The organism is Bradyrhizobium sp. Pha-3 (assembly GCF_042258325.1).
Classification (GTDB): domain Bacteria; phylum Pseudomonadota; class Alphaproteobacteria; order Rhizobiales; family Xanthobacteraceae; genus Bradyrhizobium; species Bradyrhizobium elkanii.
In genome coordinates this window covers 376,403-396,700 of record NZ_CP170151.1, presented here as the reverse complement: position 1 = coordinate 396,700, position 20,298 = coordinate 376,403, and the positions used below count along the sequence as shown (strand labels likewise).

General features: G+C 61.2%; 15 protein-coding genes and 1 pseudogene. 7 read left to right on the top strand and 9 right to left on the bottom strand.

Annotated elements, in window-relative coordinates; genetic code table 11:
- Positions 1-46 precede the first annotated feature (46 nt).
- Entirely contained in the window at positions 47-970 is a 924-nt protein-coding gene (locus ACE10X_RS01835) for a hypothetical protein (RefSeq protein WP_375764678.1), read from the top strand.
- A 133-nt stretch (positions 971-1,103) separates the two neighbouring features.
- Here the strand turns inward: ACE10X_RS01835 and ACE10X_RS01830 are convergent.
- Together ACE10X_RS01830 and ACE10X_RS01825 are read right to left on the bottom strand one after the other, a co-directional pair.
- Positions 1,104-1,326, bottom strand: a pseudogene (locus tag ACE10X_RS01830) (transposase); the annotation flags it as partial.
- A complete protein-coding gene (locus ACE10X_RS01825) occupies positions 1,302-2,039 on the bottom strand; it encodes a bifunctional 2-polyprenyl-6-hydroxyphenol methylase/3-demethylubiquinol 3-O-methyltransferase UbiG (RefSeq protein WP_038385699.1) in 738 nt (245 codons plus the stop codon). The pseudogene ACE10X_RS01830 and the gene ACE10X_RS01825, both read right to left, overlap by 25 nt.
- A gap of 682 nt (positions 2,040-2,721) precedes the next feature.
- Here ACE10X_RS01825 and ACE10X_RS01820 point away from each other — a divergent pair.
- The 3 genes from ACE10X_RS01820 (at position 2,722) to ACE10X_RS01810 (ending at position 8,800) form a co-directional block, all read left to right on the top strand.
- Complete coding sequence (locus ACE10X_RS01820; protein WP_375763966.1) at positions 2,722-4,158, top strand: hypothetical protein; 1,437 nt, start codon at positions 2,722-2,724, stop codon at positions 4,156-4,158.
- Between the two features lie 492 nt (positions 4,159-4,650).
- Positions 4,651-7,386, top strand: coding sequence for a type I secretion system permease/ATPase (locus ACE10X_RS01815; protein WP_375763965.1), 2,736 nt, complete (start codon positions 4,651-4,653; stop codon positions 7,384-7,386).
- Positions 7,373-8,800, top strand: a complete 1,428-nt coding sequence (locus tag ACE10X_RS01810) for an HlyD family type I secretion periplasmic adaptor subunit (RefSeq protein ID WP_375763964.1) — start codon at positions 7,373-7,375, stop codon at positions 8,798-8,800. Before ACE10X_RS01815 ends, ACE10X_RS01810 begins: the two co-directional genes overlap by 14 nt.
- Before the next feature lie 124 nt (positions 8,801-8,924).
- Here the strand turns inward: ACE10X_RS01810 and ACE10X_RS01805 are convergent, their stop codons facing one another.
- From ACE10X_RS01805 to ACE10X_RS01790, 4 genes are all read right to left on the bottom strand, one after another.
- Positions 8,925-11,774 carry a hypothetical protein gene (locus ACE10X_RS01805; RefSeq protein WP_375763963.1) on the bottom strand — a complete coding sequence of 950 codons (2,850 nt, stop codon included), beginning with the start codon at positions 11,772-11,774 and terminating at the stop codon, positions 8,925-8,927.
- A 134-nt stretch (positions 11,775-11,908) separates the two neighbouring features.
- Complete coding sequence (locus ACE10X_RS01800) at positions 11,909-12,523, bottom strand: hypothetical protein (RefSeq protein WP_375763962.1); 615 nt, start codon at positions 12,521-12,523, stop codon at positions 11,909-11,911.
- 37 nt (positions 12,524-12,560) lie between these two features.
- Complete coding sequence (locus ACE10X_RS01795; protein WP_375763961.1) at positions 12,561-13,154, bottom strand: hypothetical protein; 594 nt, start codon at positions 13,152-13,154, stop codon at positions 12,561-12,563.
- A 32-nt stretch (positions 13,155-13,186) separates the two neighbouring features.
- Entirely contained in the window at positions 13,187-14,191 is a 1,005-nt protein-coding gene (locus ACE10X_RS01790; RefSeq protein ID WP_038385704.1) for a TAXI family TRAP transporter solute-binding subunit, read from the bottom strand.
- 1,169 nt (positions 14,192-15,360) lie between these two features.
- Here ACE10X_RS01790 and ACE10X_RS01785 point away from each other — a divergent pair.
- The 3 genes from ACE10X_RS01785 to ACE10X_RS01775 all read left to right on the top strand — a co-directional run bounded on the left by ACE10X_RS01785 (position 15,361) and on the right by ACE10X_RS01775 (position 16,322).
- A complete protein-coding gene (locus ACE10X_RS01785; protein WP_157788020.1) occupies positions 15,361-15,570 on the top strand; it encodes a hypothetical protein in 210 nt (69 codons plus the stop codon).
- Between the two features lie 88 nt (positions 15,571-15,658).
- Complete coding sequence (locus tag ACE10X_RS01780; protein ID WP_157788021.1) at positions 15,659-15,913, top strand: hypothetical protein; 255 nt, start codon at positions 15,659-15,661, stop codon at positions 15,911-15,913.
- Between the two features lie 178 nt (positions 15,914-16,091).
- A complete protein-coding gene (locus tag ACE10X_RS01775) occupies positions 16,092-16,322 on the top strand; it encodes a DUF6894 family protein (protein WP_375763960.1) in 231 nt (76 codons plus the stop codon).
- Between the two features lie 2,060 nt (positions 16,323-18,382).
- Here ACE10X_RS01775 and ACE10X_RS01770 read toward each other — a convergent pair.
- The 3 genes from ACE10X_RS01770 to ACE10X_RS01760 all read right to left on the bottom strand — a co-directional run bounded on the left by ACE10X_RS01770 (position 18,383) and on the right by ACE10X_RS01760 (position 20,209).
- A complete protein-coding gene (locus tag ACE10X_RS01770; protein WP_244435853.1) occupies positions 18,383-18,637 on the bottom strand; it encodes a hypothetical protein in 255 nt (84 codons plus the stop codon).
- 213 nt (positions 18,638-18,850) lie between these two features.
- The gene (locus ACE10X_RS01765; protein WP_375763959.1) at positions 18,851-19,222 is read right to left on the bottom strand and encodes a hypothetical protein; all 372 of its coding nucleotides are present in this window, start codon (positions 19,220-19,222) and stop codon (positions 18,851-18,853) included.
- A 792-nt stretch (positions 19,223-20,014) separates the two neighbouring features.
- Positions 20,015-20,209 carry a hypothetical protein gene (locus ACE10X_RS01760; protein WP_028341573.1) on the bottom strand — a complete coding sequence of 65 codons (195 nt, stop codon included), beginning with the start codon at positions 20,207-20,209 and terminating at the stop codon, positions 20,015-20,017.
- Between the last annotated feature and the right edge of the window lie 89 nt (positions 20,210-20,298).

Below are 20,298 nucleotides of genomic sequence, written 5' to 3'. Positions count from 1 at the left end.
GGCCGCTGTTGGCATCATCGGCCGATATTGGTTATGAGCACCTCCCATGAACGAGTATCTTGCCATTCCGCTCACGGCTCTCATGTTACTCGGCGCCCTCGTCTCATTGGCGAGCGCCGCGACGATAGCGCCTCCATCCCAGTACGGACGATGCAGCGACAACGGCAAGCTCTTGTTAGAGATCGGCTCTGCACCGCACATGACGCAGCGGGGAGTGTGTCATCACAATCCAGTGCTGCAGGTGCAACTACACAAGCCTCCGGCGCTCGAACCCATCTGCACGTCTTTGTCGATCGATTGTGTGGTTTCGCAAACTTCCGGATATGACAACGGAATATATCCACACGGAGTCAGGACCTATTTCTCGTGGTACGCAGGTGGCCCCGCCGCCACCGGGAACATTGCTTCTCCTTCCGACTTCTCTTCACTGACGGGTTGGGGACAGATATATCCGCAAGTCGGCGTTCCGAACGTTGCTGCCAACGTCTATTTGAAGGACTTTCGCGTCTATGTGCACTTGACGAGTGGCGGTTGGCAACTTGTACAAGATCAAGCGACGAATACCATCGGTGGCGGGCGTTTCGTGGCAGACTTCTCCAACAACTCCTCTTCGGAAATGAGTCTCGTTGTTGAGTCTGACGGAAGCGTAAGAATGGACTCGCCGGCATCCGGCTACAATAATCATTTCTGGATTGAGCCGAGAGGATCGTATGCTCCCGGAACAGTCGACGGGGTGTTCTCGCTGGCACAGCTACGCACCGATGATGCAAGTGCAAACCTGATCGCAAACTTTGGAGCTGACTGGTGGAGAAACACCTCAGCTCCGTACCTCTACGTAAATGGAGTGTTTGTAAATAATCCCGGCATCGGCATGGGCACCTGGGTCAAGTTGACGACGACGTACCAGTACTTCTTCTTCACGACCATGACCAAATCGCAACTGCAAGCCGAGCCGCCGCCCTTGAGATAGCTGAACAGTGCTTCAGTGCTCGACAGATCCGCTCGGGCACCAGGCGCGCGGCGCGCTCGCCAAGGATCATCGCATGCGCGGCGGCAAGATCTGAGGGGGTGGTTCAGCAGCGGTCACGATGGCGATGGAAATCCAGAATATCCCGTTCAGCCCTGAGCTTGTTGACCTCACGCCTGAGCCGCGCGATTTCCTCTGCTGCTCGGGCTTCATCTGGCCGTGACCCGGCAAAGGCCTGCACAGGATCGGAGCCGAACTCCTTCACTCATTTTCGCAAAACATTCTCATGAACCTCCCAGGTGTCGGGCGGCTTGCGCCGCCGATACCCCGCGTTCTAGCTTGCGAGAACCATCAGTGATGCCCCGCCGAGCAAGCGCACAGACAGGTCCTCTCCGGCAACAGTCCGGACAATGCGCCGCCCGGCGTTAGCGAGGAGGGTTTTCGTGGTTCGCAATTCGGGATGGAGATGGAGGAAATCTTCAAGCCTGGTGTACTGACTGTCAATGATCTCAAAGCCGGTGTCGCGCAGTGTCGCCAGAGCTGTTGCCTGATCAAAGTAATGCAGGTGACCAACCTCCTTGCGTTTCTGAAGGGGCTGATCGCGCAGAACGCTGAGGACATTAAGGTCGAGGGGGATATGAAACACATAGTATTTCGAACGCCCTCTGAGCCTTCGCAGAAAGCCCATATAGTCATCGATGTGCTCGAAAACATCGATGCACAATAGAAGATCGTAGCTTCCGCTGGTTTGCGAGAAGTCTCCGCAGTGGAAGCGCAAATTGTCCCGTTCGCGCGGTTTGGCGGCAGTGATGGCATAGGGGGCGATATCGTAGCCAACGGCGGTTGAGTCACGGAAGACGTCGTGCTCAAGCAGGGCGTTCAGAACGCCTCCCACTCCGCAACCGACGTCGACGATCGTCCGGCAGGTGATGTTGTTGGCACGCACGATCCTGGCGATCTTCGCGGCCTTGGTTCCGGCATCCTCGTCATGCCAGCCCGGATGGGCTTCGGCATAACCTTCCCCAGTATAGAGATCGTCGGACGCGAGCCCTGCCCCTCTGACGACAGCCATTGTTCTCTCCCTCAATTGAATGGCGACCTGGACGACCGATCGGGACGCCAGAGTTGCAATCAGCTCTTGCGAACCGGCACCTGAAGTGCCGTGCGGTCACGTGATGGCGACGGGAGCGCTCGCCGCGGCCAGCGAACCGCAGCCGATCCGAGAGCCTGCGTTCGAATTCGTAGTGTGCGATCGGACGACCAAGCGGCCGCGTGTCCTTCCGGCGCCGCTGGATGGCCAAATAGTCGGGCTTCAGATTCGTCAACCCACGAGCCGCCATTCAAGAGAACCGATCCGTCTCCACCGGCAAGTGTGTTCTTGATCTTGAGGTCGTCGCAATAATCCTTGCGGGTTACCCCGGAGCGCAGAACTTAATCCGCGCTTGAATCGACAAGCATCCGTCGCTGCAACATAGGCGCGCCGGGAACAAGGGATTGGGCCGATATACGTGTGTATAAATCACACTTTGAGAGTTTTTTTGCCATTTTTGATTATTAACCAACCGGCTCAGCAGTCGGGGGGGCAACTTCCAAAAATCCCACTGCTTGAAATCTCCTCGCGGTTCGAGGCTGCAATTCTTTGGAATCGGAATCTGTTCGCGGCTGAAGTCGCGAGCATGCAATCTGTCGCACATCTCTGATGCGCGGCAGCGGAATTCCTCGTCCTTAAATTTGGTCTGCAATGGAGAACTAAAGTGGCGCTGACCGATGTCATCTATCAAAACACGCCTGGTAACAGCGAAGGGTTTCCGCTTGGCGTCCCTTCAAGCTATTCCTGGTACGGCGGGAGCACCGGCCATACAGGCAGCACCCCGCCCTCCAATTTCACCTCCGTCACGGGATGGGGACAGGTCTATCCCGAATCCGGGGCAAGCAACGATTCCAATCCGGCCAACGTTCAGATCGCGGACTTCCAGACGTGGGTGCATCTGAAAACTGGCGGCTGGGTTCTCGTGCAAGATCAGGCGACTGACCCGATCGCCGGATCTCAGTTTCTCGCCGACTTTTCCGGAAACACGAACTCTGCCTGGAGCGTGACAAGGCAGGCGGACGGTAGCGCGATGGGCGCTGCGCCCCTCAGTGGATACAACGACCATTTCTGGCCGGGCTCACGCGGCAGCTATTCCGCCGGAACGGTCGATGGCGTCTACGTCCAGGCCAATATGAGGACCACTGATCCGAACGAGCATCTCGTTGCCGATCTGGGAGCTGATTGGTGGTCGACCCCAACAGCCGCATACGTCGACGGGTTCTCCAACAATCCCGGTGCCGGGATGAGCGATTGGGTCGAACTGACGACGAGCTACAAGACCCTTTACTTCACCTCGATGACGTCTGCGCAGCTGCAGGCCGACCTTCCGCCTCCGCTGAAGGGCACCTCTTCGCCGACGACACCGACGACGCCTACGACGCCGACCGACCCGACGATACCGTCGCAGCCGACGACGCCGACCGACCCCACGACGCCGACAACCCCCACGACTCCGAGCGTGACTGCACCGGTGCTCGACGTCGCGGACAAGTCGCTCTGGGTGGCCGGCAGAGGCGGTCAGGTCGACCTGGGGACGACTCTTACAACGACCGACCCCAACGATAACCTCAGCCTGAATATCATGGGACTGCCGCGATACGAGACGATCACGACCGGCGATGGCACGACGCTCAGGGGCAACAACATCACCCTGACGTCCGCGCAGGTCGACAGCGGACTGACGCTGACATCGTACTACAAGGGCAATGCTCATCCGGTCGCGAACCTCACGCTGACCGCGAGCGCTATGGATCCGACCACCGGCGCTGTGATGTCGTCGGACCCGCAGACGATCCGCGTGACGGATCCCCGGCCGTCCAGCTCGACTGGCGGAAACACCGGCAACTGGGCAAACCACGGCTTTGCGCAGTGGCAGCAGCAGATGGGCGTGGACACCGGCACCCTGGCGAACACGGCATCGCAGATGACCGGTTGGGGCGATCAAGGCACGCGAGCATCCCAGGCAAGCCAGGGCTTTGCGCTGCTGAACCAGTATCTGGCCGGTAGCTCCGGTCGGGTCGACGGTGGTCAGATCGCGGCGGCCATGTCGAATGGGACCGGCTGGACGCACAACTCGTTCCTGAGCAAACCTCAAGGTTGATCCGGCTACTGCACCCGGGGGCTCTGCGCCCGGGTGCAGTACCCATCAACGTGTTGGGAATTGGGAACGGACAGTCGATCGCGGACGGTAACGGCGAAGGGACTGTCACGCGGCGGGTCTTGATCCCGGTTGGCTTCATCGCCCGCATCTGTTTCCGAGCGATCGAAACGCGTGCTGGCGCAACAGCTTCGGGTATGCGGCAAATTTGCGCGCAATTTACCGGTGCAAAAATCAAGATTTGAAACTTTTTTCGCCATTTTTGCGCATTAACGAACCGGTTCAGCAGTCGGGGGGCAGGTCTAAAATCCCACTGCTTTGAAATCTCCTCGCGGTTCGAGGCCCTAGTGCTTTGATGTTGCTTGCGCCTTTTTGGCTGCAAGCAAGCGGTATGTCGCATGCTCTGTCGATGCGCGGCATTGGAATTCCCAGTCTTTGGAAATGCATGAGAAGGAACACAAACGCGGCCGAGTAGCCGCGAAGGGTTGAGTAAGAATGGCGATCCAGAACGGAAATGCCCCCGCCGCAGATCTAGGGCTTCGCGCGCTAGCTCTGTTCCTGCGCCTCCATGGCGTGAATACTGTGCCGGACCAGCTCCGCGATCGTTGCGGGAGCGACGAGATCGGCATTCGCGCGATGCTTCGCTGCGCGCGCGAATTCGGCGTCAAAGTCCGTTCGCGGACAATGGATTGGACCCGCCTTGCGGGTATCCAGCTGCCCGGAATCGCCTCGCTGCGTGACGGCGGATTTCTGCTGCTGGGCAAGATCGACGACCAGGTGGCGCTTGTGCTGCACCCGACCTCGCCGCATCCGAGCCGGATGACGCGCGCGGAATTCGAAGCGATCTGGGATGGCGGTTTGATCTGTGCTGGATCACAGAGCCTCGCACAGCGCGCACGTCATGCATTTGCCGACATCCGCACGCGCTCGTTTGACCTGGGCGCCGGCCTGATGCACCGCGCCGGCGAGGGCCTGATGCGCGCCCGTGACGGCCTCACGAAGAGCTTCTTGGCGATGAGACCTGGCATCCTGATGCGCGGGCCTCGCGACGATGCCGCAATCCATCCGGCAAACACAAACACCGAATCCCCGGCCGCCGGCGTCGAATCCGAACATGACGATGAATCCGGGCTCATTGCGCTGGCGATCTTGCTGCGTTGCCATGGAATCGCTGCCGACCCCGGCCAAATTCGCCACCGGATCGGCGCAGCGCGCCTCGGCGTTACTGAGATCCTGCGCTGCGCCAAGGATTTCGGGCTCAAGGCAAAGGTGCAGAGGACGAGCTGGAACAGGCTTGCCGTCACCCCGCTGCCGGGAATTGCGGTGCTGCGCGACGGCAGCTTCCTGATCCTCGGCAAGGTTATCGACGACAAGCTTCTCGTTCAGCGCCCGCTGTCTTCGCGCCCCGAAGCAATCACCCAGGCCCAACTCGAGGCGATCTGGGACGGCGGCATCATCCTGATGGCCCGGCGCGCCAGCCTGACCGATCTCGCGCGGCGCTTCGATATCTCCTGGTTCGTCGGCGCCATGCAAAAGTATCGCCGCCTGCTCGGCGAGGTGCTGGCGGCGTCGTTCTTCCTTCAGATCTTCGCCGTTGTCTCACCGCTGTTCTTCCAGGTGGTGATCGACAAGGTGCTCGTGCATCGAAGCATGAGCACGCTCGACGTGCTGGTCGTCGGGCTTGTCGTGCTGACCGTGTTCGAGGCCGTTCTCGAGACGCTGCGCGTCTACCAGTTTGCGCATACGACAAACCGTATCGACGTCGAGCTCGGCGCCAGGCTGTTCCGTCACCTGTTGGCGCTGCCGATCGCCTATTTCCAGACCCGCCGCGTCGGCGATTCGGTGGCGCGCGTACGTGAGCTCGAGAACATCCGCCAGTTCCTGACCAGCTCGGCGCTCACGCTGGTGATCGATCTGCTGTTCACCGTCGTCTTCCTTGCGGTGATGTTCTATTACTCGACGACGTTGACGTGGATCGTGCTGGCGTCCTTTCCGCTCTACATCGGCATCTCCGCCGGAGCCGCGCCGCTGTTCCGCCGGCGCCTCGACGAGAAATTCAATCGCGGCTCCGAGAACCAGGCCTTCCTGGTCGAGAGCGTCACCGGTATCGAGACGCTGAAGGCCATGGCGGTCGAGCCGCAGATGCAGCGCCGCTGGGAGGAGCAGCTCGCCGGCTATGTGTCCGCAAGCTTCCGCGTGCTCAGCCTGAACAACACGGCGAGCCAGGCGGTCCAGATGATCAACAAGCTGGTCATCGCCGCGACCCTTTACTTCGGCGCCCGCCTGGTGGTCAGCGGGGACCTGACTGTCGGCGAGCTCGTCGCGTTCAACATGCTGGCCGCGCGCGTCAGCGCGCCGGTTCTGCGGCTCGCACAGATCTGGCAGGACTTCCATCAAGCCCGCCTGTCGATTGATCGTCTCGGCGACATCCTCAACACCATTCCCGAGCCGAGCTTCACGCCGGCCCGCGCAGCGCTGCCGCCGATCCGCGGCCAGGTCACATTCGAGCACGCGACTTTCCGCTACCGCATCGACGGCCCCGAGGTGCTGCACGACGTGTCCTTCAGCGTCGAGCCAGGCCAGGTCATCGGCATCGTGGGTTCATCGGGCTCGGGCAAGAGCACCATCACCAAGCTGATCCAGCGTCTCTATGTCCCGGAGAGCGGACGCGTGCTGGTCGACGGCGTCGATCTCGCGATGGTCGATCTGAGCTGGCTGCGGCGCCAGATCGGTGTCGTGTTGCAGGAGAACGTACTGTTCAACTGCACGGTCCGCGACAACATCGCGCTGGCCGATCCGGCGATGCCGATGGAGCGCGTCATCGAAGCGGCGGAGCTAGCCGGCGCCCACGACTTCATCCTCGAACTGCCGGAGGGTTACGACACCGTCGTGGGCGAGCGCGGCAGCAGCCTGTCCGGCGGGCAGCGCCAGCGAATCGCAATCGCGCGTGCACTCATCACCGATCCACGCATCCTGATCCTGGACGAGGCGACCAGCGCGCTGGACTACGAAAGCGAGCGCGCGATCCAACAGAACATGAGGCGAATTTCCGCCGGACGGACCGTGTTCGTCATCGCCCACCGGCTGTCGACGGTGCGCAATGCAAACCGGATCATCACCCTCGAGCATGGCCGCATCGTCGAGGACGGCAGCCATGACGAGCTGATCCGCACCAACGGCCGTTACGCCAACCTCCATTATCTGCAGGCCGGTATCCATGACGTCCGCTAGCCGCAATGTCGTCGCGTTCCCGAGACGCGAACCTCGCCGCCGCGAGCAAGAAATCGCCTTTCTGCCGGCGGCGCTCGAGATCGCCGAATCGCCGCCGTCGCCGATCGGGCGCGCGATCGGGGCCTGCATCATCGCCGCGTTCTGCATCGCGCTGTTGTGGGCGACGCTCGGCAGCGTCGATATCGTCGCCAGCGCGACCGGCAAGATCGTGCCGGGCGGGCGCACCAAGCTGATCCAGCCGTTCGAGACGGGTGTGGTCCGCGCCATCCGCGTCCGCGACGGCCAGAGCGTCAAGGCCGGCGACGTCCTGATCGAGCTGGACCCGACAATGACGGAAGCCGACCAGGAGCGCCAGAAGAGCGATCTGCTTGCAGCCGAGCTGGACGTCGCGCGGCTGCGCGCCGCGCTGGCCGCAGACCCGCTCGCGGCCTTCCGGCCGCCGCAAAACGCAAGTGCGGCCGAAATCGAGATGCATCGCCAGTTCCTGATCAGCCAGCGCGCCGAACAGAGCGCAAAGCTTTCCGAAATCGAGCGCCAGCAGGGTCAGAAGGAGGCGGAACGGGCGACCACATCGGCGAGCGTCGACAAGCTGGAGGCGACGATCCCGGTACTGAAGGAGCGCGTCGACATCCGCAAAGGTCTCGTCGAGAAGGCATTGGCGTCGAAAGTCGTCTATCTCTCCGAATATCAGGAGCTGGTCGCCATGCAGCAGGATCTCGTCCTGCAGCAGAGCCGGCTGCGCGAAGCCGATGCGGCGATCGCGCTGCTGAAGGAGACCAAGGACAAGACTGCCGCGGAGTATCGCCGCGCGACCTATGATGCCCTTGCGAAGGCCGAGCAGAAGGCTGCGAGCGCCGCCCAGGAGGTGGTCAAGGCGGAACGGCGAACGAAGCTGCAGAGCTTGACCGCGCCGGTCGACGGCGTCGTGCAGCAGCTTGCCGTTCATACGGTGGGCGGCGTGGTGACGCCCGCTCAGGCGCTGGCCGTCGTGGTCCCGAGCGAGAGCCAGCTCGAGATTGAGGCCATGCTCTCGAACCGCGACATCGGCTTCGTTCATCCCGGCCAGAAGGCGGAGATCAAGGTCGATACGTTCAACTTCACCCGGTACGGGCTGCTTCATGGCGATGTGCTCAGCGTGTCGACGGATGCCATCACGCGCGACAAGCAACAGGGCGGCCCCAATGACCGGACACTGGGCACGGCACAGAGCAGCAGCGAGCCTAAAGGTCAGGAGCTGGAATATGCCGCGCGCGTTTCGCTCGACCGGACGCACATGCAAATCGAGGACAAGCTCGTCAAGCTCGGGCCGGGCATGGCGGTGACGGTCGAAATCAAGACCGGCACGCGCAGAATCATCAGTTACCTGCTTTCGCCGCTGGCACGGTACCGGCAGGAGGCCCTGCGCGAACGGTAAAGCGAAGCGCGTCGCCGGACATTGCGGCCGAGCGACGCGCCACTCGCTTCAGAGCGACGCTGATCGCGTTGGTGCCAGTCGTTAAGACGGTTGCGGCGAAACTGCCGGTGGATTGGCACATGCGCTATCGGCGCAGCGCTTCCAGACGCGATTTCGCCTCCTGGACTCCCGCGGCGTTGGCCTTGGCATAGAGGTCTTGTGCCCTGCGCTCGTCACCGCGCGTGCCGTAAGTCCCCCATTTCGCAAGAATCAGGGGATCGTAGGTTTCTGCCAGCGCGAAGCTCGCCTGGGCGCTGCCCATTTCCACGGCGCGCTCGAGTACAAGCCGCGCCGCGCCTATGTCGCCCTGACGCAGCAAGGAGCTCGCCCGCGCAACCAACCCCCCCGCTTCGGCCGCCTGCTCGGGAGCAGGCTGAGCAACCGCGCGAGCAGGCGCCGCTCGTGTCTGTTCGGCGACTGGATTGGTGGCCACTTCGATGGACTTGTCGCGCGCGGTCGCGCCGGTCGTCAACGCCGCGCCGTGCGCTTTGCGATCCTCGACCTCATAGGCATGGATTGCGCTCCGCGACAAAGGGAGGTGCTGCGCCTGCACGTCGACCCTGGCGCGCAATTGCCTCAATTCGGCAGCGCTGGCTTCCGCTGCCTGCTTCTGCAGCACGATTTCCTCGCCTGCCTTTGCCGCCCGCGCCGTCTGCGTCTCGCTGTCGCGATGCGCTGCCGCCAGATCCTGCTCCAGCCGCGCGGACCGCTCACGCTCCTTTTGCAGGTCCGCCGCGCTGCTCTTTCCGGCCGCTTGCAGCCGGGACGTTTCTTTGCCCGCTTCGGTCACGAGCACGGCCTTGCTCTCGATATCGCGTCGCGCTGCCGCAAGATCCTGCTCCAGCCGGGCGGACCGCTCTCGCTCCTTTTGCAGGTCGGCCGCACCGCTCTTTCCCGCCGCTTGCAGCCGGGACGTTTCTTTGCCCGCTTCGGTCACGAGCACGGCCTTGCTCTCGATATCGCGTCGCGCTGCCGCCAGATCCTGCTCCAGCCGGGCGGACCGCTCGCGCTCCTTTTGCAGGTCGGCTGCGCCGCTCTTCTCCACCGCCTTCAGCCGGGACGTTTCCTCGTCTGCTTTCGTCACCAGGGCCGTCTTGGTCGCGACATCGCGTCGCGCTGCCGCGAGATCCTGCTCCAGCCGGTCGGCCCGCGCCGCTTGCAGTGAGTTCTGCAACTCCGCCGCACCGCTTTCCCTTTCCCGCTTCAGTCGGGCGGTTTCCTCGCTTGCTTTCGCCGCCAGCGCGGTCTGCGTCTCGACATCGCTGCGGGCAGCCGCAAGATCCTGCTCCAGCCGCGCGAGTCGCTCACGTTCGTCCGGTGTGGATTTGTGAACCGAAGCTGCGCCGGTCTCAGCCGCCTGCCTGAGCTCCTCCGCTTCTTCACCGGCCTTGCGTGCCTGCGCCTCGAAGGCGTAGATCGTGCTTCGCGTCTGGGAAAGCTCCTGTGCCAGCGCGTCGGCCTTGGCACGCGATTCCCGCAGCTCGGCGGCCCCGGCCTCCACCGTCCGCTTCTGCCGCAGGGCTTCATCGGCCGCCTTTGCCGCCAGTGCGGTCTGGGCCTCGACATCACGCCGCGCCACCGCGAGATCCTGCTCCAGCCTTGCGGACCGCTCTCGCTCCTTTTGCAGGGAGCCCTGCGACTCGGCCGCTCCGCTTTCGCTTTCCTGCTTCAGTCGGGAAACCTCCTCGCCTGCCTTGGTCGCCAGCGCGGCCTGGGTCTCGACCTTGCTGCGGGCAGCCGCAAGATCCCGCTCCAGCCGCGCGAACCGCTCACCTTCGTCGGGTGTGAATTTGCTGACCGAAGCCGTGCAGCTTGCAACCGCCTGCCTGAGCTCCGTCGCTTCGTCTCCGGATTTGCGGGCTTGGGCTTCGTATGCATAGATCGAGCTCCGCGACAGGGAGAGGTCCTGCGCCAGCGCCTCGGCTCGTTCGCGTGATTGCCTGAGCTCGGCAGCTCCGACGTCCGCTGCCTGCTTCTGCCGCAGAGCTTCTTGCTTTGTCGTTGTCACCAGCGCCATCTGGGTCTCGACATCGCGCCGCGCTGCCGCCAAATCCTGCTCCAGCTGCGCGCTCCGCTCGCGCTCCCTTTGCAGGGACGACTGCAGCTCCGTAGCGCCGCTTTCACGCATCCCTTTCAGCCGGGAGACCTCCTCGCCTGCCTTTGCCGCCAGCGCAGTCTGGGTCTCGACGTTGCGGCGCGATGCCTCGAGATCCTGCTCGAGCCGCACGGACCGTTCGCGCTCCCGTTGCAGATCCGCCACGCCGCTTTCCGCCGCTGCTTTCAGCCGGGACGCTTCCTCACCCGCCCTTGTCGCCAGCACGGTCTGGGTTTCGACATCACGCCGCGCTGCCGCCAGATCCCGCTCCAGGCGCTCCGCCCGCTCACGCGTCTCTTGCAGGGAGTTCAGCAACTCCGCGCCGCCCTGCGCGGCCTGCTTCTCGTCGGCCGCTTTGTCCGTCAACGCGGCCCGGGCCTCGATATCGCGGCGCGCCGCGGCGAGACTCTGCTCCAGCGACTCGGCCCGATAGCGCTCCTGCTCGAGACGCTGCAGCAACTCGATGTCACGCCTGGCATTCGTCAGTTCACAGGAGAGCGCCTCCGCCCAGTTGTATTCCCGTTTCGAAGCCTGCCCCGGGTCGCCGACTGTCGCTTGGGCAACCTGCACCGGCCTGTCGTTGCCGCCTCGACCCGGCGGCAAGGCTTCGGGAGCGCCGTTCCTTGACGCTTCGATGAAACCGGGACTGCGGGTAGCCGCCGAATGCTGCGGTTGCGTCGAAGGGCGGGCCGGATCCGGGGACGCCCGTGTTTCCGGCGTGCACGCCATTGCGAGCACGGCAGCAGTCGTCCACGACAACGCGGACCGTCCCGCCTTGGGCAGCAGCCGGCGCGACGCATCTGCGATGTCGCGGCCGGCAACTGCTTTGTCCTTGAGCATAACCGGACCCATCCGCAATCACCTGTCGCACGGCGACACGATCTGTTGAGGTGCGGTATTATGCGCCGTACCGCAGCGCGAAGCCTACAGCCCGCATGGAGGACCCACCCACCCCTTTCGGGTTAGGCCACAGGTCACGGCTTCACATAGGACCAGCCCTTCTCCTGCAGTTCCATCACGCGCACGACGCCTGACTTCACCACCTCCGCCTGCCGAACAATCGGGATGTCCTTGTTCTCGGCCTTGTGCATTTTTTCCTGGGTATTGCCGCAGGCCTTGAACGAGACCTCCGGCGTGCTCAGCGCCATTTCCTCGAGACGGGCTTTCACCGGCGACGTGTCGTCGCGCAGCATGTGCAGGCCGGGTCCGAAGGTGACCACCTCGATCTTCACCTTCTCGCCGAGATCCTTGTAATATTGCGCAACGTTGACCGCGTTGTTGAGCGCGAGATTCATGGCTGCGGGATCGTTCGTGTTCACCTGCAGGATCAGGTTGTGCGACTTGGTGTTGGATGGAAGCCGGGCGTTGGCGTTAAGAGGAGATCGTTCCCTCTTGTGGGTGGTCGCCTTGCGCGAGACATGAACCCTTTGGACCTTTTCTGAAACGTGCCGATAGTCCGCGGTGGGGTTCGTTGTTGTCGGTGTCCAATACCGTCCGCCGCCTTGCTCCGCCGCAGCGAATGAAGTGGACAGGAGCACCGTTGCGGCTCCGATGATGGCTGCCTTCGCAATATGCTGAAACACGCGCATGGATGACTCTCCTGTTAAAGACACGTTATTGAAATCCCTACCCGTTGGGCTTTGCGGTCGGTTGTGGCCACCTGCAAGCAGCGGTGATCTTCGCGCGCACCACATCCATCCCGCCCAACGGGAACACCGCATCCAGCGCCGGTCCGGTACGGGGTGCGAGGTGAATATTGAGACCGCCGCCGTCCGGAAGGGACTGCAGCAAGCGAATCACGTCGCCACCGAACGCAACGCCGATCCCGGACGCAGGCACGGCTGCCGCGACCTGCTGCGGCGGACCGTCGTTGATACGGTAGGAAATCGCATATCCATCGCCGCGACCGGACACGCGGGATCCGGCGACGATCAGTTCGCTCCGCCCGCCATGGCAGCGAATCGAGAGCGTCATTCCGCTTTCGCCGGCACCGTCGCGCGATGACGTCGTGGCGGTGGCGACCGGTGAATAGTCGAGCGGTGAAGTCGTCAGGCTGACGACCCAGCTGCTAGCCTGGCTCGCCTGGGGCAGCGCTGACGCCCGCGGCGTCTTCTCGGAGCACTCCGGCCGTTCGGAGCGCTCCTTGGCGGAGCAATCGCGCAGCTGAGCGATCTGACGAAATCCTGCCTCCTGCGCCGAAGCAATACCGCTTGCGAGCAAAACTCCAGCCACCGCGCAGGTCGCCGCGCGTCTCATTGCGATGGATTTGCGGCGGTGCGCGGCCCGCGATCGAGCCACGCCTGCGCTGCGGGGAAGCGCGTCAGGCCGGGAACAGTCGCGGCGAGATTGATCGTCTTCCACTTTTGGTCGAAGCCCGGCTGCTGCAGCTTGTCGATCCGCGAGAACAGATACTCCACGAAGCGCGCGAGGCGCTCATAGCGGTTCGATTTGGCCGGAAAGTTGAAAGCCACCAGAGCGGTCGGCACTGCGATTGTCGTGACGCGCTCGCCCTGCTTGATGAGATTGGGATACTCCGTGGCCTCGAGCGAGGCGGGAAGATAAAAGTCTTCGAACCTCCTGTCATAGGGAACAGGCAGGAACTTGAATCCCGGCTCCCAGCGGCCGCGCACGAAAGCATCCACCGGCTTCGAGGTGATGAAGACGACCGCGGCCATCTCGCCCTTGCGCATCTGCTCGAGCGCGACCTGATGAGGAATGAAGGTTTTTTCCACATCGAGGCCAAGGCGGCTGAAGATCAGCGGCCCCGAATAGGCCGCCGCAGTGCCTAGATTATTGAAGTTCACCTTCCTGCCGGCGAGATCGCTCAGGCTTTGGATCTCGGGACGAACGAAGATATGCAGTTCGGACGGAAACAGATTCAGCACGAAAGCCAGCCGTTGCTGGATATCCGGCACCTGGCTTCTGTATTCCTCGAGCACGTCGGAATTGATAATGGCGGCATCGATGCCACGCAAATACAGCAGTGAGTTCACATTCTCCGTCGGCCCGCGCGTCACGACCGGCAACACATGCAGCTTGTCGCCATCGTCTACGACGCGGGCGATTTCGGCCGCGAGACGAATGGGCGCGCCCTCGAGCAGGCCCCCGGCGAGGCCGACCGTCCAGGCATTCATCGTCACCTGCGGCTTTTGCGGCGGTGGCTCGCGTCGCAATTGACGCGCTGCAGCAGGCTGCGCCTGTGCATCCACGTTGGACAGCGGAACGGTCGTGAGCAGCGGAATCAGCAGCGCCAGCATGCGCAACGGGTGCAATTCACTTTTTGCGGTCTGTCCCATGGGATCTCCGCCCTCGCCGATCGGTCATTTCGTCGTAGTTTCATGCAGTTCATCGGCGCGCGCCATTTCTCCGCATGGGGGAGCCCCCTACCCCTTCCGGATTATCCACTGCGCCTGCCCCCACGCCGCAAGCAGCGAGGGATCGACGTCTCGTACGGCTCTATCGCGGTTTGAAATTCGGCCGGCATCGGCGATGGCGTCTTGCCGCGTTGTTGTCGTTACGACAGGCGGCTTCGGTGCGGCGATTCTTCACATTCCGCCCCGACCAAGTCTTATGAACGGCTTCTGTTGTTGCCCTGGCCGTTGGCGTGCATTCAGCACAACTTGCGAACGCAAGCAGACGTAATCGTCGTTTGGCGTGCAAGGATCAAATGGCGGAGGGAGAGAATCTAGAAAAAAATTTGCTCATCTGCTGCGGCTGAGGCGCTCTCGCTAGGGAGAACATCCGAAGCTCCGGAGCTCTCGGTATCACGTAGGTCATGCAAATGAGCCCGAACCGCCCGCCCCGGGGCAGGCGCTGACCCTAAAGGAATGCGCTTACAGTCCTGTAAGAGCGACCCAAATCCTGGGATGGCCGCTTTCGAGGGCAAAGCCGACACGGCGCCCGCTCCCCAGGAATGTCGCCTTGACCCGATCCGGACATCCGAACGCGCCTTTTTGCACTGCAATGTGCAGGGCCGCTTATGTGACTATGACTGTGGAACTGAACGCCGGGGAACTGCATATTAGGATTCGTGAAACCCAAACCCAACGGTTAGGACCCGTAAGCAAGACGAGGTAGGTGTCATGAAGCGACGACGCAGGGTTGCTCAGATTATCCCCCTTGAAGAACGTCTCACCCAGGAAGCCAGAGAGCTACGCCAACGAGCTAGAAAACTTCCCCCAAGTCGAGAGCGGGAAGCCTTGCTCAGAAAGGCGCGGCACGATGAGACCACCGCTCATTTAGCCGAGTGGCTCATGTCCCCCGGTCCACGGGCTCCCATCTAGCTATGGGAGGCAACGATGCACACGGACCAACACCAATTCGATAGCGTTGAGATTGCCTTTGTCGGCGCTGCGGCAGTGTCGCTTGTGGCCCTGATCGCCAGCGTGGCTTGGCTTTTTCTGGGATGACTTACGCGGTCACAACAATGACCCAGAAGCCGCCTTTGATTATTCTCAACGTATCGAACCCCGCAGCGTTTTCGGGGAAAGGCAGCATCATCGTGCTCGAATACACAGACGAGGATGCCGCCATGAGGGCGGCCCGGAAAATCGCTGGAGAGACCGGACGCGCCGTCACTGTCCGCAGTGAGGATACGCGCGTGATCGGTTCGATACCGCCGCCGCCGACTCATTGAGGTAGGGTATGTCTCCGGAAGTTCTCCATGGGTGAGCGGAGTTCCGGTCAAACCCTTGCTTGCCGGCGAATTCTACAGGAACGCATCCATGGCCGCCCCTGTTATCGCGGTATCACCGACCAACTACACCGGGCGCCGGTGGCAGAGAGACCGGTTTGCGCTCCCGCCTTTCACGGACTGGGAGCGAGTCATGTGCGAAAAATGTGTCGAACTGGATGGCAAGATTGCGCATTTGAGGGCGCTCTCCACGAATGTAACCGATGAGCTGACGTTGGCGGGGATGGCCAATCTGACCAAGCACTACGAAGACCAGAAGCGCGATTTGCATCCCGAACAGGAGTAAGGGCGCTTCAGTTGGCGGAAAATGGAAAGTGGGCCGACATCCCAGTTTCGGGACTTCGCGCAATCGGTTGCTAGAAACGAACCCGCGAGAGTTTCGTTGTAAGGACATCACTGGCACGAAGTCCTTGGGCGCCGGTGGCTGAGAGACGCGATGCGCTCCCGCCTCTAACGGACGAGCCATGGTCCGCTATTTCTTCGACATCCGAGACGATGGACATCTCTACCCTGACGAAGAGGGCCTGGATTTGAATGATCTGCGAGACGCCAAGATGGAGGCAGCACACACAATGGCCGACATCGCACGAGACGCGGGGCGTTCTGGCGACGACCATGACGTGACAATCGAAGTTCGAACAGGCAAGGGCCTGCTGTTTCAGGCCGCCTTCGTGTTCCACGGATTGAAGCAGTAAGGCTGCCTCAATTGCGGCCAGTTCGAAAAGGGCTGAACCTTTGCTCGCCCCAGCAGGACGCATCAATATCCGGGATTTTGTTAGTTCCCTCTCGGGCTGGAAGGCCGCGCCGCCTGTAAGATTTTCAAACGGGCGGCGTAGCTTTGTCTAAGCCCCTCAGTTGTTGTCCGTGACTTTGCCTTTACCTTCGCAGGTCTTGCGTTTGACCGGGAGTTCGGACCGGATGTTCCACTTCATGGTTTTCAATTGTGGGCCTATCGCTGCCAGACGGTTGGGCGTATGGTTTGTACATCACCGCTCCGCCCGTGGCTTCTATCGGTGATGAGAACGCCGATTGCGCTTTCGCCCCACGCAGGGAGTAGCGCACGGTCAAATGATCAGTTTGCCTCGAATCTCGGTATTTTTTTCCTGCCAGAGCTGTAGCGCCACATATAACGCCTCACAGGATCACGACAATCGGAGCGGTCAGTTTCACTGCGTTCACTGCGCCGGATTGGTGCACCAATGGTCGAGCCCTTATAGTTATTCGGGTTGGCAATTATTCCGTGTGCCCGCCGGTCCGTCATGATGGCTCACTGCATCCGCTGCGATGACACGCGTTGGGTCTGTGAGAAACATGAGGACCAGCCATGGACAGGCCCGGACGCCTGCACTTGCAGTGGCGCCGGGTCGCCATGTCCTCGTTGCAACAAGCCTGACGGCGAGGCGCGGCTGCCGCGAGGCTTCCGCAACATGTTCGACAACGGAGCCGGGCCATGAAAGGCTCGACATAGTGCTCTCTCCCGCATTGACCATATCACCAAGCTCAGAGCGAAGAACTTCTGCAATCAGCAGCGCGTAATCGGCGACCAACGCCTCAAAGTCTGCCAGAAGAGATCTACCCGCTTTAGAAGGCATTTTTCCACCGAGGTGGCCTATATTCGTCTACGCCCACATCAAGCCGCATCGTGACAGCGACGCCTTGGACGATGAGTCCGAGCAGCATCCGGCAGGTCGACCTGCTCCGACGCCCGCTGTCTTTGAGCTGTTGCTTCTCTGTTGAGCGAGAGAGATTCAAAATCAGCCCCCATAAGGGCCCTGTTTTTCGCCGAAACGCCGTGCTGTACCAATTCCCGCCGTTCTAGGATTCGGAGAAAAACGTGTTCTCCAGCCCCGTTCACGGCTCATTTTTGGTACGGCCGGCATTCTCCGAGACGACAAAATGCACGAAAACGGCCGAGTTTTCGGGCCCGTTTCCGCTTCGAGGTACGAAATTTTAGGGCGAAGTGGCGGAGAGAGTGTCAGTCAATCTGCATTTACGTACAAGCGGTTTTTCATCTCAGCAAGTGGGCACCTACGGTCCTCGCTACCAGTAATTGGCTCATCAGTGCGCCCGCTTGCTGCCTCAAGCATCTGTAGGATCGCATAAGAATTAGTGAGAAGGAGTAGCAGAGGTCTGCTACTCCGCTAGTCCGCTATGGATTTACTCACCGGCAGGCGAACGCATCAGGCCTGAACGCAGCACACCGCCTAGCCGGAGGCATTTCAGCAACCGCGGCAGATATTCTTTATCTTGGCAGCTGTCCGAGCTTCATCTGCTGCAAACGGGTCTTTGTATGGAGGCCGCCCGGCGTCGCTTTCAACGATTGCGGGTTTTTCCAATTTCGGAGGATAGGCTGCGTCGTAGCAGGCCAGGCGTGCGGTCGTGCCTCCGATGGCGCGACAGTCCGGCCCCTTAGCCATGGCGCTTTGCACGCACGTAGACAAAACTATTACGGCAATAATACTTCGCATCGAATTTCCTTTGCGCATATGGTCGCTTGACGCACGGATATGAAACCAAAATCTACTTCCAGGCAGGCCACGTCGACCCGACACCTCGCGAGAAGAGCCAACGGGCATTATGTTACTTGTACTGTTGCAGGCTCCTGCATTGATCGCTGCGTCACCATCTCGCTAGAATCGAGTTAGCTGCCATGCTTCGATCTTTCGGCTCGGCGCCGCCGCAATCGTTCTCATCTTTCGACTCAACCAGAGAGCCCGCCGGTCTTCATTGCTGAAGCAATGACGCAAAACAGATATCAAGGCATCGAATCAAATTCAGCAGGCACCCTGCCTGCTCGAAAGAACACAGTCGGCTGGTCGTCGTAATCACCCGTCTCGGGATCCGAGCTCGTCGAGAAGGCAACGACGCCTGCCTTACTCATGACAAGCCTTTCGGCAGTTCGACGCGCACTTTCCTCGCTCCGGCACACAATTGGCGCACCGGCATTTAGCTGATCGCCTTTCGCAGGGTCAAAGGATTGAACGAGAAAATGCGTCTGGCGCGACATCATGACCGCTTTTCAGGACCGTGGTCCGACCAGCTACGCATTTCTTGATGCGCCGTTTCGGTCCGACCAATCGAGCTAATATTGAGACACCTACGCCGCCGCGGGTGCCTCTGCTTCGTTGGCGCGCAGAATCGAGCCGGCGTCATCCCGACCCCATGAAGCGCGAACGGCAATCTCGGAGCGCGTGATCCTTGACCCGGCTTGCTTGTACGCTCGTCAACTCTTTGTTGCTGCGTTTGCGAGCTCCGTTTCGATCCCGGTGGCACAAGCCTTGGCAAACGAGTAATCCATGCTCGTGGATGCCACATTCTTCACGAATTCTCTGACGACGTTCTCTTTGGAGTAAATGCTTGCCGTCTTGAATTTGGCGAGAGCGCCGTCCGCGGCTGTGAACTGAGCGACGCAAAGCGGTACCAGAACGGACATCCGGCCGCTGGTCTCCGCCGTGGTGCGCATGATTCTTGCGCTTTCCTCCGTGACCCAACCGCCCCAGATAAATCCAATCGCCATGGTTGCCACCGCGCCGAACGCGATCCCTTGAAGGAAGCGGGTCCGTGCCTCGCCTTGCAGGATTGCAGGAATTTTCATGAAGGTCGCCTTTCTTGAGCACGCGCAGAGACGCGCCTGCGACGCTGACGCTCCGTGATAAACACAATGTTATGATTGCGCCTTCCGATGGCACGTGAGCTGCTGCTACGACGACTGGCGGCGACTTCGGAAGTCGCTGCTTCATGGGTAGCTTCGAGGTAAGCATTTTGCTAACCTGTATTCGGACGCTATATGGCTAGCTTGATGGTGTAAAGGGCGTTCTGTTCTGCGGCGGACTGCGCACACAGATTGTCGCTCGTGTCGTGAACGCTACTGGTAGCGTTCTGCGTACGAACGGCGCGCCATGATTTCCTTGGGGTGGTCCTTCACGCTGCGACCGACGTGACTTGGAACTGCGCAAGCGTTAGTCGAACGTCGCATATTTCCGGGGCGAACTGCCGGAGAGGGATTGCGACGGTTGGCTACTTCCACTGCCTATCGGATAAGATCCTCGACGATTGGCCCCGCTTTGCGACGCACGATGTGGCATGGCCGGTCAGTGACGGCCATCCCGACGAAATCCTCCTCGGCAGCGTGCAATTCGCGAGGAATGGTCATGGCCGCTTGTCGTTCTTTCGCGGGAGTGACGTCACGGTATTAACACCTGACATTTCGAGCACTGAAAGCTGCTGGTCTCCGGATCAATGCAGGCAAAGCCGACCGGCACATGGTCGGCGCGGGTAGCGGTGTCCCCCCTCACATAGGCGTAGCCGTCCGCCTGTGAGAGCCGTGCCACGTCCAGCCTCCCACAACGTGGGCACTCAATATCTACGGTCCATTCGTCGCGCGTGGTCATTCGCGGCTTTTGGGGACAGAACCACGCGACCCCAACTCATCGGCCTGGCCGGAATCAATAAATTCCTGAGCCTGCGCCTTGGTGGCGAAGGTGATGAGTCCATTGCCGACTACACCACCCTCGAGGAGTTCGGCCACTGCGTAGTTGCCGCCAATGGAGGGGCAAGTCGTCCAACCGATGCGGTTCTTCATTCGTCGAGTATGCGCCGTGGCCGGTCAACATGCCAGCCAGAACCTCGCCACAATCGAACTGACCCATCGTCTAAGATTGAGGAATGCTT

What these genes read in the sequence shown, in the direction of transcription:
- ACE10X_RS01835 (WP_375764678.1), top strand. Translation starts at nt 47, where the DNA reads ATGAACGAGTATCTTGCCATTCCGCTCACGGCTCTCATGTTACTCGGC.
- ACE10X_RS01760 (WP_028341573.1), bottom strand. Translation starts at nt 20,209, where the DNA reads ATGAAGAACCGCATCGGTTGGACGACTTGCCCCTCCATTGGCGGCAAC.
- ACE10X_RS01790 (WP_038385704.1), bottom strand. Translation starts at nt 14,191, where the DNA reads ATGCTGGCGCTGCTGATTCCGCTGCTCACGACCGTTCCGCTGTCCAAC.
- ACE10X_RS01785 (WP_157788020.1), top strand. Translation starts at nt 15,361, where the DNA reads ATGACCCAGAAGCCGCCTTTGATTATTCTCAACGTATCGAACCCCGCA.
- ACE10X_RS01810 (WP_375763964.1), top strand. Translation starts at nt 7,373, where the DNA reads ATGACGTCCGCTAGCCGCAATGTCGTCGCGTTCCCGAGACGCGAACCT.
- ACE10X_RS01765 (WP_375763959.1), bottom strand. Translation starts at nt 19,222, where the DNA reads ATGAAAATTCCTGCAATCCTGCAAGGCGAGGCACGGACCCGCTTCCTT.
- ACE10X_RS01815 (WP_375763965.1), top strand. Translation starts at nt 4,651, where the DNA reads ATGGCGATCCAGAACGGAAATGCCCCCGCCGCAGATCTAGGGCTTCGC.
- ACE10X_RS01805 (WP_375763963.1), bottom strand. Translation starts at nt 11,774, where the DNA reads ATGCTCAAGGACAAAGCAGTTGCCGGCCGCGACATCGCAGATGCGTCG.
- ACE10X_RS01770 (WP_244435853.1), bottom strand. Translation starts at nt 18,637, where the DNA reads ATGATGTCGCGCCAGACGCATTTTCTCGTTCAATCCTTTGACCCTGCG.
- ACE10X_RS01800 (WP_375763962.1), bottom strand. Translation starts at nt 12,523, where the DNA reads ATGCGCGTGTTTCAGCATATTGCGAAGGCAGCCATCATCGGAGCCGCA.
- ACE10X_RS01825 (WP_038385699.1), bottom strand. Translation starts at nt 2,039, where the DNA reads ATGGCTGTCGTCAGAGGGGCAGGGCTCGCGTCCGACGATCTCTATACT.
- ACE10X_RS01775 (WP_375763960.1), top strand. Translation starts at nt 16,092, where the DNA reads ATGGTCCGCTATTTCTTCGACATCCGAGACGATGGACATCTCTACCCT.
- ACE10X_RS01780 (WP_157788021.1), top strand. Translation starts at nt 15,659, where the DNA reads ATGGCCGCCCCTGTTATCGCGGTATCACCGACCAACTACACCGGGCGC.